Consider the following 13,523-nt stretch of genomic DNA (forward strand, 5'->3'; position numbering starts at 1 on the left):
CACGTTGCTCATGGCAAATGGCTCGGTAGTTCAGCTGGTTAGAACGCTAGCCTGTCACGCTAGAGGTCGTCGGTTCGATCCCGATCCGAGTCGCCATTTGCTGCTATGGCTCAGTTGGCAGAGCACATCCTTGGTAAGGATGAGGTCACGCGTTCGAATCGCGTTAGCAGCTCCAAAACCACCGCTAGATGTAGGTTTAGCGGTGGTTTTTTATGCATTTTAATTTTATAAGAAAATCAGCCGTTTTTACAAATAACAATGGCTGCGAATTGCGCCAAGTTGCTGACGGTTGTATACACGTTGCTTACAATTTGCTGCTTTAAAGCCTTATGAAACACAACTGGCTATCCTTAATTTTTATAATTCCGTTCCGTACACTTGCGGAAGTTGTTCGGGTTTTTCTTTTTGCCCACGCCGCAAATGAAAAGGCTCCTACCTTAACCGGTAAGAGCCGCCGCAGAGTAAGTAATTTTAGGAGTCTACCTCACCTCCAAATCTCATAGCACGAATTCTATTTTACAGAGTTAATGAATCCAATTGATGAAGAAATTTTTAAGAATTTGAAAATAAGGCATGTTCAAGGAAAACTTACTGTGGAAAGAATGAAAAACTCCGAAACCTTTTCGCTTGCGCTAACCGAAACCGCTGTTGAATCCTGGGGAAAAAGAGGGGTCGATCTTTTTCTTCAAAATTCAACAAATTTTTTGAAACTTTTGTCTTGACATAGAATACATGTTATGCTAATATAATAAGGTCGTCATGCGAGAGTGGCGGAATTGGCAGACGCGCATGGTTCAGGTCCATGTGAAAGCAATTTCATGGGGGTTCAAGTCCCCCCCCTCGCACCATTATTATCAGGGTCGTCGATTTGACGGCTCTGATTTCTTTTTCCCGTATTTTCTTCTTAGCGTTTTGCTTTGCAGTTATTTACAAATCACACAATGAAAAATCCATGCGCCCGGTCTGTACCGGCACATGGATTTTTTTGTGCTTTTTTCGGGCCTCAGAGAACCTGTTTTTTCTATATGGGGCAAGAGATAGGGTAAGCGGCGCTTTTGTATAGGCAGGCCATAGTCGGGAATCCGATACCTCATAAAATTTATAAATAAATCGAATTTTGACCTTGCGTTTCGTTCTTTTTAGTGCTATAGTATTTTATAAATTATGACAAGACACATGTATATACATATAAAGTAGAGGCTGAGAATTCGAAATGACGGAGAGCATTCAAAATAGAATTCGGTTATTAAAAACCGAAAAAAATGCAATTATACTTGCGCATTACTATCAAAGCCCGGAAGTGCAGGAGATAGCGGATGCAGTTGGCGATTCTTATGCTTTAAGCAAGCTTGCAAAAGAGTGCAGCGAGGATGTGATCGTCTTTTGCGGCGTCAGGTTTATGGCTGAAAGTGCGAAAATATTATCGCCCGATAAAACGGTGATTCTGCCCGTAATTGACGCCGGATGCCCCATGGCGGAGATGGCCGGCGCCGCGGAAGTAAAGGCAATGAAAGCGCTTCATCCGAAAGCCGGGGTCGTCTGCTATATTAATTCCACCGCGGAGGTGAAAGCGGAGTCGGATGTGTGCTGTACATCCTCTAATGCTGTGGATATTGTGCGGAAAATGGAGCAGGAGGAAATCCTGTTCCTTCCCGACCGGAATTTAGGGAACTTTGTACAGGAAAAGGTGCCGGAGAAAAAAATAATACTGTGGGATGGCTTTTGTATAACGCATAAAAAAGTAAAAGCTGAAGTAATTGAAAAGGCAAAAGCAACCCATCCTGGCATTCAGGTATTGGCGCATCCGGAATGTGACAGGGCTGTCTGGGAACTGGCGGATTTTGTAGGCAGCACCGGAGAAATCATAAAATATGCCGCAGCGAGTGCTTCGGAAAAATATCTGATTGTAACGGAACAGGGCGTACTGTATGAGCTTCAGAAAAGAAACTCCAATAAGAAATTTTATACTCCGTATGGTTCTATGACATGCGTGGACATGAAGAAAACCAGGCTGGAAGATGTATATAACTGCCTGCAGAATATGCGGTATGCGATAACGGTTGAGGAAGAAATAAGGCTGAAAGCCTATAAAGCTTTGGCCAATATGCATATTTTGGGAAGGTGATTCTTTGAATGTGTATTTTGATGTACTGATTGTCGGAACCGGGGCCGCGGGAATGTACGCCGCTTTAAACCTAAGACAGGATTTAAAGGTGTTGTTAATTACAAAAGCGGAAGCGGCAGAATGCAACAGCTATCTTGCCCAGGGCGGCATTGCCGTGGCAAGGGATGAAAACGACCTGGATTCCTTTGTGGAAGATACCTTAAAGGCTGGAAAATATGAAAATAATGTTGAGGCTGTAAAGGTTCTGGCAAGAGAATCAAGAGAGAATATTAACCAGCTCATCCGATACGGTGTGGAATTTGACAGGGAACATGGGGATTTACAATATACAAGAGAAGGCGCCCACCGCATTAACCGCATCGTACATTGTAAAGACCAAACCGGAAAAAAGGTCACGGAAGCCCTTTATAAGGAGGTAAAGAGAAGGAGGAATATTACGGTTTTTGAAGGCACCTGCCTGATTGATATCCTCCGGGTGGGAAATACCTGTTGCGGAGGAATCGCTGTCAAAAACGGGGAAGTCTTTTTCATCCATTCGAAATTTGTCCTATTGGCCTCCGGAGGAATAGGCGGTTTATTTAAAAACTCCACGAATTATTGCAGCGTAACCGGCGACGGAATTGCTATAGCGTTGAAGAACGGGATAAAAGTAAAAAATCTAAATTACATTCAAATACATCCTACCGCCTTTTATGAGGAAGCGCCGAACGGAAGAAGGTTCCTGATATCCGAGGCTGTCCGCGGAGAAGGGGGAAAACTGATTAACAAAAATAAGGAAAGGTTTGTGGACGAGCTTTTGCCGAGGGATGTGGTTTCAAAAAAAATCTTTGAAGAGGAAGAGAAAACGCATATGCCCTATGTGGGGCTGGACATCACATTTAAACCGGCCGCCTATCTTGTGAAAAGGTTTCCGGGAATCTATCGAGAATGCCTGAAAAAAGGAGTGGATATTACGCGCAATGTGATACCGGTAACACCTGCGCAGCACTATTTTATGGGCGGAATCGAAGTCGATTTGTATGCCCAGACATCCATGAAGAACCTTTTCGCCTGCGGCGAGGTAAGCTGTACCGGGGTTCACGGGGCGAACAGGCTTGCGAGCAATTCTCTGCTCGAGGCTTTGGTGTTTTCCAGAAGGGCGGCTAAGCTTATCAACAGTACGATTGATTTTGTGAATAGGCTTGATGCGAAAGCGCCCGACATCCCTCTAAATCCGGATATAGAACAGAAAAGGAATCGGGAAATTGCCATTCAGAAATTCAAGGAAGTAATTGGGGGATTAAAAAGTGAATTGGTTTCTTGTTGATTCGATAATCAAAAATGCTCTTCTGGAGGATATTCCAAACGAAGATATTACCACGGTAAATACGATAAGCACGGACAGCAGATCCTCAGTTGACCTGATCGCAAAGGAAAACGGTATCATTGCAGGACTGGAAGTTTTCAAGCGTGTGTTCCGTTTATTGGGGGACGTCTGCGTGGAATGTAATGTTTCCGATGGGGACCGGGTTACGGAAGGACAGATTCTTGGAAAAATTACCGGGAATACAAGGGCCATATTAAGCGGAGAGAGGACGGCACTGAATTTTTTACAGAGGATGAGCGGCATTGCTACCCTTACGAATCAATTTGCCGCAAAGCTGGCGGGTACCCATACCAAGCTTTTGGATACCAGAAAAACTACGCCGAATTTAAGGATTCTGGAAAAGTATGCTGTTAAAGTCGGGGGAGGGTGCAACCACCGATTCAACCTTTCCGACGGCGTATTGTTAAAGGACAATCATATCAGCGCCGCGGGTGGAATCAGGAACGCCATCAATCTCGTGAGGGCAAATGCCTCATTTGTCAGAAAAATTGAAGTGGAAACCGAAACGATTGAACAGGTGCAAGAGGCTTTGGAAGCCGGAGCGGATATCATCATGCTTGATAATACGGATCTGAAAACAATGAAAGAAGCGGTAAACATGATCAATAAAAGAGCTGTGACAGAGGCATCTGGGAACATAACGCTTGACAATATTGCGGATGTCGCCGCGTGCGGAGTCGATTATATCTCTACCGGCGCTGTAACCCATTCCTTTAAAGTATTGGATATCAGCATGAAAAATCTCAAGAACATTTAAACAGAGTTTTACGATTCAAGTCCGTTTGCCATATGGAAGATTCCGTTTTATATCCTCATGCAAAAAACACCTTCAGCCCATCCAGCTGAAGGTGTTTTTTGCGTTACTTTCTTTCCAAGTTATTCCTGAGGGCTTTCTTCCCGAAACGTTACCACACCGTTTTCCATACGGTCAATAATAGCGAGGCTTTGTAAGTTGTACCCCTCGGCGCGAAGCCTATCCCCGCCGCCCTGGAATCCTTTTTCAATTACAATGCCGATTCCCGCGACAGAAGCGCCGGATTGGCGGGCAATATCCAGAAGCCCCCGCTGTGCCTTTCCCGTCGCCAGAAAGTCGTCCAGAATCAGTATACGGTCATTTGGGGACACAAAGCGTTTTTCCAGCATGGCGGTGTACTCGTTTCCATGCGTATAGCTCATGATTTTTGACGTGTAAATATCCCCGTCGATATTTTTGCTTTCTGTCTTTTTGGCGAAAACAACCGGTACACCGAAGTACTGCGCTGCAATGCAGGCAATCGCGATTCCGCTTGCTTCTATCGTGATGATTTTTGTGATTTTTTCCTTGCTGAATAAACGCTTGAATTCTTTCCCAATTTCATTCAGAAGGGCAATATCAATCTGATGATTCAAGAAGCTGTCCACTTTCAGAACATTGCCTTCTTTTACTTTCCCATCCCTGCGGATTCGTTCCTTTAATAATTCCATATTTCTTCCTCACGCTGCTTTAATTGTTTGATATTCCTTACATTTTACCCGATTTTCAGGTGAACTGCAAGGAAGTTTCGACACGAAAGGCAGGCGGCAAATTGGGCGTATGTACCTTCCTTTTATTGGAGCGAAGCTGTTTAGGGAGTTTTGCATTTCATTGGGATTGTGGCGCAGAGAAAATATGGAGAAAATGGAGCAGTACGCAAACAGGTGTAAGCACAATATTGTACTGTTTTAGCGCATTGCGAATGGGATTCTGCGGTTATCACGACTGCTCGGATGATGGCATGTTGGCCCCGGCAGATTCCACTTTTGGTTCCTTGCGGCGGTTGTACAGGCGGACTGCCGTAATGATAACGCCGACCATGCAGACGGTAGCGCCTGCAATATAGGCTAAGCGCATGCCGAAAATAAACGCATCATTGCGCCCCGGAACATATCCGGTTACGTGTTTTCCGATTTTCCAGCTCATTCCGGCGTACAGAATTGCGGTGGACATGGCGATGCCTATGGTAAATCCGACATTGCGCACCAGCGCGTTCACGCTTCCGCCAATACCGAGCTTTTCCGGGGGAAGCATGGACATAACAAGGGAATTGTTCGGGGACTGGAACAGTCCGTTCCCAAAAGACATAATGCCGATATATAACCCCAGTATCCAGTAAACGGGATGCTCATTCAGGGTCGCTATCAGGTACAGGCCCGTGCTGGTAAGCAGAAGGCCGATCAGCGTTAAGACTTCAGAGCCGATTTTGTCGGAAAGATATCCGCTGGCGGGCGCGACCAACGCGAGGATTACCGGGTAGATCGTCATATAAAGCCCGGCTTTGCCTGGGGACATATTCAGCGCGTTTTGCAGGTAAAACGGCAGGATGATATTGGAGCACGAAATTGCCACGAAAGAGGTAAAAGCGCAAAAGATACTTACGGTAAACCATTTGTTTTCGAAAATATGAAGGTCCAGCAGGGGAGCTTTTGCTTTCTGTTCAACCATATAGAATGCGGCAAAGGACACAACCGCCACGGCAAAAAAGAGAAGAATCAGCCAGTGCGTATAGCCTATGGTTTGTCCATACTCCAATGCGATAAACAGCGGGGCAATTGCAAAAATAAACAGGAAGCTTCCCCATAAATCCAGCTTTTCGTCAGATACGGTGTCCTCTGGCCCTGAAAATTTCAGGTTTGCAAAGTAAGCCAGCAAACCAATCGGTACGTTTACCCAGAACAGATACTCCCAGCTTGCAAAGGAAATGATCAGCCCGCCCAAAGCAGGGCCGACCATTGTTCCTAGGGCGACAAAGGTACCGTTGATTCCAAGCGCCCGCCCGCGTTCTTCCGGAGGGAACGTTCTGGCAATAATGCCTTGGCTGTTTGCCATGCTTGCCGAAGCGCCGACCGCCTGAATTGCGCGTGCCAACAGGATCAAAGGTAAAGTGCGCATCAAGCCGCACAAAAACGAGCCGATTGTAAAAATTAAAAGGCCGAAGCGGAAAATTTTGCCCTGCCCTTTTAAGTCGCCCAAACGGCCGAATATTAAAATACAGAAGGTAATTACAATTAAATAGGCGCTTACGACCCAGGTGATTAATCCGGTTCCTACATTCAGCGCTTTTGCCATGGAGGGCAGAGCCACGTTCACAATACTGCCGTCTAAAGTGTTCATAAAAGTGGATATGACGGTTATCATTAACACAATCCACTTGTTTCGATCATTTTCTGTTGCTTTCGTTTCCACTATAACTTATCCGTCCTCTTATTTTCAGAATTGTTAAGCCGGTTTCCTTGTTTCATCTATATTGGAAATTTTGTCCAGCTTTTATGATACAACAAAAATTTTGTAATTACAACCGGTACTGCCGCCAAAACAGTCGGAATAATGTGAAAATTTAAACAACTGATTTTACTGAATAAATGTCGATTTACATAAAAAGCCTGCGGGGGAGAAATCACCCTGCGGGCTTTTCAGATGTAGTTTTAAACTTATGTTTAGCAGAGTGCAGAAAATTATACCATTCTGTGCGGGCCTTTTTGACGGCTGTGCTGCGAACAAAGCTCCAGCCGGTCGCATTTTTCCTGGAGACATCGTATCTGATTTTTTAATTCGTCCAGGTCGCAACCGTTTGCTTTTTCGGAAGACTTCTCCTGCTGATCCAGTTGCGCGGCCCAGGATAATAACAAACCGCCCACAGCAACGATGAAATTGCCAAGAACGTTCAGCTCGCCGGCATCCAGATTGTCAGATAGTAAAAAAGCCAATACAGTTGCAAGAATCACCAGTTCACAGGGCTCTAAGGAAGTCAGGTTTTCCATAAATCATCACCAGTTTATTTTATGCTGGCTCGGTCGATATTGTATTTTGGATTCAAGCGAAAAAACGAAAAAATGGCTGCCCGCGACAGACTCTTTCGGCGGCGAATTTGCCAAATTGTATAATTTTATTTTCGGTGTTCTGATTATCCCTTTTTAAATAGTGAATGTGTGCGATTTATTTTTGCACATCAGAAATAAGATGGTGGCCGGCATTATAGAATTCAACAGCGTATGAAGACTGCATTAAGAAGGGAAAACATAAAAGGGACAATCGCATTTCCAAATTGACAGGAATACTATAGTACTAGGAATGGGGGATGTTATGCAGAAGGTAATGATTCGTTTTTTTAATAAAGAACTTGGCTATGAAGCGGCAAAATTTTTAAAAAATCTGGGTTATCAGGTAAGTACGGTTGGTAAGACGTATTGGATCGATAAATACCCGATTATTTCATGCCTGATTCTTGAAGTTGAGTACGAATAACAGGCTTCGAATCTTAGTGGAAAATGTTAACAAATGGCATTTGCGCTTGCTTCTTACTACATTTTGGTTTATAATCGAACCAGAATTTTGTATTGTTTATAGAAAGAAAACGGAATCAAATATACAATTTTTATTAATAAATTGGAGTGGTAGGATTGAAGCACAAAACAAAGCGCATTGTTGCGGCAGCGATTTCCTTTGCATGCACCGCCGCGGTTACGGTGAGCCTTGTGCCCACGATTGCGGTTACGGCTGCTGTCACGGCTAAAACAACGGATTATTTAAATCTTCGCGAAGGCGCGGGTATAGATAAAAAAGTGATTTTAACCCTCAGCAAGGGGGTTGCGGTCACAATCCTTGATAATTCCAATGCAACATGGGCGAAGGTACAAACCGCAAGCGGAAAACAAGGGTATTGCAGCAAGCAATATCTGAGTATCCCCGGTTCCGGGGCTACGAATTCCCCTTCTGTTTCGGGAACGGCTTCCACAGCGGTCACGACAGATCGTGTAAATCTTCGGGCGGGAGCGGGAACCTCGACAAAAATCATGGCAACGCTCCCAATTGGTACAAGCTTAAAAGTAATGGACGCTTCCAATCCTGCATGGGTTAAAGTCCAGACTTCCGATGGAAGGCAGGGTTATTGCAGCACACAATACATACGCATATTGGCTGCTTCTTCCGGCGGGGTCGCCTCTGGGAATACTTCCTCAGGGAGTTCTTCCTCCGCTTCTATAACGGCGGTTACGACGGACTATCTGAATCTGCGTCAGGGTGCCGGTACGAATTTTAAGGTGCTGGTTACAATCAGCAAAGGAACGGCGCTTACGGTTTTGGATAATTCCAATCCATCTTGGGCCAAGGTACAGACTCCGGATGGAAAACAGGGATATTGCAGCAAGCAATATTTAACATTTAAAAATAACAGTTCATCCGGAAGTTCATCCGGAACGCCGTCCAATTCCGGCTCTTCCTCAAATTCAAGCACATCCGGTTCGGTTACGGCGAAAACAACTTCAAATCTAAATGTAAGAAGCGGCGCGGGAACGAGTTTCGGGATTGTTATGACGCTGCTCAACGGCACGTCTGTTACCGTTCTGGATAATTCGAATGCGCAGTGGGTCAAAATTAAAACCAGCGATGGAAAAACAGGATATTGCAGTAAGGAATTTCTGCAGATAACAGATACTGGCTCCAATACAAATCCAAATCCGGATCCGGGTACAGGTACGGGTGCGGATACTGGTACTGATACGCCCCCGGACGTTGATACCGGCTCAGACAACGGTTCGGATTCCCATACCATCACGGGTGCCAGCGTTACTGCGGACATGCTCCGCTTGCGCCAGGATCCGAGTACGAGCGCAAAGATCCTTGCCAACCTACCGCGTGGAACTAGCTTGAAGGTTCTCGATACTTCGAATTCTTCCTGGACCAAGGTACAGACTTCCAGCGGGTTGACCGGTTACGTCAGCTCGGAATATATTCAGATTCATTATTCGGATGATCCCTCCAATGCCTCATCGCTTTCCCTGTCAACTACTTCCTCAAAAATTCCGGCGGGAAAGACACTGTACATAAAAGCCAATGTTTCACCAAGTGGAACCTATATTAACTGGACAAGCAGCAATAATAATGTGGCGACCGTTTCAAACGGGTACGTATCTGCCGTTTCCACCGGGACAGCCGTTATTACGGCGAGTTCGGGCTCTTACAAAGCAACCTGCAATATTACCGTTACAAGTGCGGAGCCGGTGAGAACCGCCTTTGCTTCGCCGAATATTGCCAGCACAGGGGCGGCGGTTACGCTGACTGCTGTTACCGATACCAGCCGGGATGCGGTTCAGTTTGTCATCCAGAGTCCGGATGGAACAAAGCAAACCGTCAATGCGGATTCCTGTACGAATGAATCCTGCCAGAATGTAACGACAAAAAAGTGGACCGCTACGACGACTTTCTATTCGCCGGGAACCTATACATTCACCGCGTACTCCTCCCAGAATGGGAATATGAGTACAACCGGTTTTACGTCGAACGCATATGTATCCTCTCAGCAGGATTTTTCGACTACCACGAGCGAAGAGCGCCGCGTCAGCGACCAGATGATCGCCCTGATTGCCAAATGGGAGGGCTACAGCCCCACCGTTTACGCCGATCAGCTTACCGCCAATCAGGTGCCAACCATTGGCTACGGCTGTACCTTCGGAGCGAACGCAGTCTTTTACAACAATTTGACCGAAACGGAAGCCTGGTCGCTCCTAGTCAATAAAATCAATAATTCCTCATATACTACGGAACTAAATAAAATGATTAAGAACAACCATTTTCTGATGAATCAGAATCAGGCCGACTGTCTGATCAGCTTTGCCTATAATGTAGGCGCGGGCTATTTCAACACCAGTTCTCAGGTCGATTTCCGGACGATTATGAGGAATGCGGTCGTACCGCCGACGATTTCCGGCTCTTTGGCGGCAACTGTGACAAAAGATACGGTCGTTCGCAGCGAACCAAGCATTAACGGTTCCGAGGTTTGCAGTATATCCAACGGAGCCTCGATAGATGTTACCGATACCAACTTTTCGAATCCGAAAGACGGCTGGTACAAAGTACGGGCTTCCAACGGCAGCGAAGGCTGGGTAAACTCAGGCTATGTGTGCCTTTCGAATGCCGATTCCCTTACGCATGACCTGAACTATACCAACGCCTACGCTATGGGAACGGAAATGCTCCGCTGGAGTCAGGCGGGCGGCAAATTCTATACCGGCCTTTTCTACCGGAGGCTTGGGGAAGTTAATGTCTACAATTACGGCGATTATGACGCCGTACGGTATAACAAATACAGCTACACCTATCCCAGCGGTGCGGCCGGTTTAAGTTAAACAAAACCGAATCGTTTAACGCCTTCTGTCTGCCTGTCAGAGGGCGTTTTGCTATATCCGGATGATTTTATTGCACCTAAGGAAATACTGATTAATTGAATATAATATCCACCAATACAACTTTTACATCATTTATCTGTGTTGAAAACTTAAGCTTTTATAGCCTTTAATCAAGCAAATTGTTGAAAACTTCTGCTTTTAGGCGCACCTGTGCCACGAATTATGCTGGCTGTTTTTGCCAACCACCGCTTCGTGCACACATCAGGAGGTTTGCGCTTGCTGCAAGCAGGTACAATCTGTTCAGATTTTTAGGGAACCTCTGAATAAATGGCCAATATCTTCAATTTCACTCAGGTCTGAGCCAAGTTTGCTGAATTTCCCCCAAAAATGGTGTTTTTCCGCCGTTTCAACTTCATTTTCTCTTGTGCGCCCGTCAAAAAGGCGCACTATGCCCTTGTCAGGTTTCACGGAGACTTCGCCCGGCTAGTGCGAGAGCATACAGATTGGCGCAGGCAAACATGGCATACAGCCGGTTTTTATTCTTTTTCAATCCGCGGTACCGGGTCTTTTGATACCCAAACTGACATTTGATAATGCGGAAAGCATGTTCCACTTTGCAACGTACAGAAGATTTGCGATGTTCGATCATACGCTCCCAGTCCAGAAAAGGCTCGCGATCCGGAGATGTACTAAACGAAGAAAGGATGGGTTCTTCGACAGTCTGAGAGCCCAACAGGTACCGCCTGTGGGACTCTTTTTATAATGGGACAAAAAATTCTTTAAATTTTCTAAACTTTTCAGAAATTGTACCGACATATATAAATGTAAGTAACTTACAGTAAAAGTGTTTTCACTTCCTCTTTGATGGGCCCGTCAAGAGGGGAAATGGAATCCCCAATAAGGAACAGGGAAGTTCTTTAAAACGCACACAGTTATACAACTGTGAACAAAAATTCAGGAGGAATTATTATGCGTATACAACACAATATATCTGCTTTAAATGCAAACAGAATGCTGGGCATTAATAACGATAAGGTCAGCAAGAACCTTGAGAAACTGTCTTCCGGTTACAAGATTAACCGCGCTGGCGACGACGCTGCAGGCCTTGCGATTTCCGAAAAAATGCGCGGCCAGATCCGCGGCCTTGACCAGGCGACCAACAACGCGAACGACGGTATCTCCCTTGTACAGACTGCTGAAGGCGCTCTGAATGAGACTGCTTCCATTCTGCAAAGAATGAAAGAACTGGCAACACAGTCTTCCAACGGTACCTATCAGAATGCTGTTGACCGTGAAAATATCAGCAAAGAAGTCGAATCTCTGAAGAGTGAAATTACCAGAATCGCTACATCGACGAACTTCAACAAGATTAACCTGTTGGATGGCTCTTTGGATTTAGGATCAACAGCTACAGCTACTATTGGGACAACGAAAGTTACTCTCAATGGTGTGGCGAAATTATCAACAACAACTCCTGTTACAGGAGCAAGTGCTGCAGCTACAGTAACATTTGCAGATGGTAAGGACAACGCTTCCGGTTCCATTACGGCGGCTTTCAACGATGCAACAGGCGGACTCACCATTACGCTTGGTACAAAAGACACGGAAGCTTCCTTTACCGCAGAACAGATTACAGCTGCCGTTCGTGCAGCAGCTGCTGCTTATGCAAATGGAGGTACAACAAATGCTCTTGAAATCTCCAAAGCATATAGCAGCTTTGAAGTTAAATTTGAAGGCACAATTACAGGTACTGCAGGTTCTTCATTAACTGCGGCTGCGGCTACGATGGCTGCAAGTACAGGTAATAACGGACTCACTCTGCAAATTGGGGCAAGTTATTCAGCGGATCAGCAGGTAAACCTGAAGATCGGAAATATGTCGACAGCAGGTTTAGGTCTTACTAGTGTCAAAGTCGATACACAGGAAAATGCGTTAGCTGCTATTTCTACAATTGACGCAGCAATCAACATAGTTTCTGGCACAAGAGCTGACCTTGGTGCTCTGCAGAACAGACTTGAGCACACCGTTAGCAACCTCGGCGTAACAAGTGAGAACTTGACCTCCGCTGAGAGCCGTATCCGCGATGTTGACATGGCAAAGGAAATGATGGACATGACCAAGAACAATGTTCTTGCTCAGGCCGCTCAGTCCATGCTCGCTCAGGCGAATCAGCAGCCGCAGAATGTTCTCAAGCTCTTACAGTAATTTGTTTTCAGTTTCAAACTGTATTTTTCGAAAGCCCATGCAGGGATTCCCTGTATGGGCTTTCCTTATTGTATAACAAAAACTCCCGGCACAGCCGGGAGTTCCGAAGAGCATTAGCGCTGACCAAAATGCGGATTAAATCTTACCCACAATCCCGCTGTTTCGCTTTTGAAGAGAAGCTAGGCGGCATTCGAGAAACGGATAGAGCTTGGCAAGGGGAGGGGGGCGCAGCCCCTTCCCGTATTGGCCGACTTCCGCACCGAAATGCTCTCGTTTTTTCACCTTGCTTTCGTGTGCAGAAAAGGACAAGGGGAGTAGACCGCGTCGCAAGCGTAGGAAAAAAGCCCCCGAGCTACTTGAAGCGTTCCAGTAAGAACGCAAGGGATTTTAGCGCATAGAAAGCCCCGGTTGTGCCGGGAGCAACGATTGGAGAATGTAAAAAAACAAAGGAGTTATTTTAATAGCTTCTTCAGCTTGTCGAGGGTCTGTTTTTGCGGGATAACGCTTGCTTCTTCGTTCAGATTACGCGTTTCCACAAGCTCTTTGCGGAGAATTGGGACTTCCTTTGGCGCTTTTATGCAGATTTTTGCACGGTCGCCGCTGATTTCGGACAGCATAATTTCTATATTGTCCCCGATAAGAATAGATTCGGAGACTTTTCGGCTGATTACTAACACCGGAAATTCC

The 13,523-nt window shown here is 45.7% G+C and carries 11 protein-coding genes, 3 tRNA genes and 1 pseudogene; 9 read left to right on the forward strand and 6 right to left on the reverse strand.

Annotated elements, in window-relative coordinates; genetic code table 11:
- Positions 1-19: 19 nt before the first annotated feature.
- The 6 genes from CAGA_RS01340 (at position 20) to nadC (ending at position 4,248) form a co-directional block, all read left to right on the forward strand.
- A tRNA-Asp gene (locus CAGA_RS01340) sits at positions 20-96 on the forward strand.
- A gap of 3 nt (positions 97-99) precedes the next feature.
- A tRNA-Thr gene (locus tag CAGA_RS01345) sits at positions 100-175 on the forward strand.
- A gap of 586 nt (positions 176-761) precedes the next feature.
- A tRNA-Leu gene (locus tag CAGA_RS01350) sits at positions 762-848 on the forward strand.
- Positions 849-1,213: 365 nt separating this feature from the next.
- Complete coding sequence (nadA, locus tag CAGA_RS01355; RefSeq protein WP_135656918.1) at positions 1,214-2,125, forward strand: quinolinate synthase NadA; 912 nt, start codon at positions 1,214-1,216, stop codon at positions 2,123-2,125.
- A 4-nt stretch (positions 2,126-2,129) separates the two neighbouring features.
- Positions 2,130-3,431, forward strand: coding sequence for an L-aspartate oxidase (locus CAGA_RS01360; RefSeq protein WP_135656920.1), 1,302 nt, complete (start codon positions 2,130-2,132; stop codon positions 3,429-3,431).
- Positions 3,412-4,248, forward strand: coding sequence for a carboxylating nicotinate-nucleotide diphosphorylase (gene nadC, locus CAGA_RS01365; protein ID WP_135656922.1), 837 nt, complete (start codon positions 3,412-3,414; stop codon positions 4,246-4,248). Before CAGA_RS01360 ends, nadC begins: the two co-directional genes overlap by 20 nt.
- 119 nt (positions 4,249-4,367) lie before the next feature.
- On the opposite strand, the gene CAGA_RS01370 is transcribed toward nadC, so the two are convergent.
- The 3 genes from CAGA_RS01370 to CAGA_RS01380 all read right to left on the reverse strand — a co-directional run bounded on the left by CAGA_RS01370 (position 4,368) and on the right by CAGA_RS01380 (position 7,268).
- A complete protein-coding gene (locus CAGA_RS01370; RefSeq protein WP_135656924.1) occupies positions 4,368-4,955 on the reverse strand; it encodes a xanthine phosphoribosyltransferase in 588 nt (195 codons plus the stop codon).
- Positions 4,956-5,223: 268 nt separating this feature from the next.
- Positions 5,224-6,645, reverse strand: a complete 1,422-nt coding sequence (locus tag CAGA_RS01375) for an MFS transporter (RefSeq protein WP_135656926.1) — start codon at positions 6,643-6,645, stop codon at positions 5,224-5,226.
- Between the two features lie 317 nt (positions 6,646-6,962).
- Positions 6,963-7,268 carry a hypothetical protein gene (locus CAGA_RS01380; RefSeq protein WP_135656928.1) on the reverse strand — a complete coding sequence of 102 codons (306 nt, stop codon included), beginning with the start codon at positions 7,266-7,268 and terminating at the stop codon, positions 6,963-6,965.
- A 322-nt stretch (positions 7,269-7,590) separates the two neighbouring features.
- Between CAGA_RS01380 and CAGA_RS12560 the strand changes: the two genes are divergently transcribed.
- Entirely contained in the window at positions 7,591-7,752 is a 162-nt protein-coding gene (locus tag CAGA_RS12560; protein ID WP_167875125.1) for a hypothetical protein, read from the forward strand.
- 155 nt (positions 7,753-7,907) lie between these two features.
- Positions 7,908-10,631, forward strand: coding sequence for an SH3 domain-containing protein (locus CAGA_RS01385; protein ID WP_135656930.1), 2,724 nt, complete (start codon positions 7,908-7,910; stop codon positions 10,629-10,631).
- Between the two features lie 300 nt (positions 10,632-10,931).
- Here CAGA_RS01385 and CAGA_RS12565 read toward each other — a convergent pair whose 3' ends face one another.
- Positions 10,932-11,099, reverse strand: coding sequence for a hypothetical protein (locus CAGA_RS12565; protein ID WP_167875126.1), 168 nt, complete (start codon positions 11,097-11,099; stop codon positions 10,932-10,934).
- A pseudogene (locus CAGA_RS01390) lies at positions 11,089-11,277 on the reverse strand (transposase); the annotation flags it as partial. The gene CAGA_RS12565 and the pseudogene CAGA_RS01390, both read right to left, overlap by 11 nt.
- 323 nt (positions 11,278-11,600) lie before the next feature.
- Between CAGA_RS01390 and CAGA_RS01395 the strand changes: the two are divergent.
- Positions 11,601-12,836, forward strand: coding sequence for a flagellin N-terminal helical domain-containing protein (locus CAGA_RS01395; RefSeq protein ID WP_135656934.1), 1,236 nt, complete (start codon positions 11,601-11,603; stop codon positions 12,834-12,836).
- Positions 12,837-13,288: 452 nt separating this feature from the next.
- Here CAGA_RS01395 and CAGA_RS01400 read toward each other — a convergent pair whose 3' ends face one another.
- On the reverse strand, positions 13,289-13,513 hold the full coding sequence (locus tag CAGA_RS01400; protein WP_135656936.1) for a carbon storage regulator: 225 nt from the start codon (positions 13,511-13,513) through the stop codon (positions 13,289-13,291).
- Positions 13,514-13,523 lie beyond the last annotated feature (10 nt).

It is taken from the genome of Caproiciproducens galactitolivorans, assembly GCF_004768785.1.
Taxonomy (GTDB): domain Bacteria; phylum Bacillota; class Clostridia; order Oscillospirales; family Acutalibacteraceae; genus Caproiciproducens; species Caproiciproducens galactitolivorans.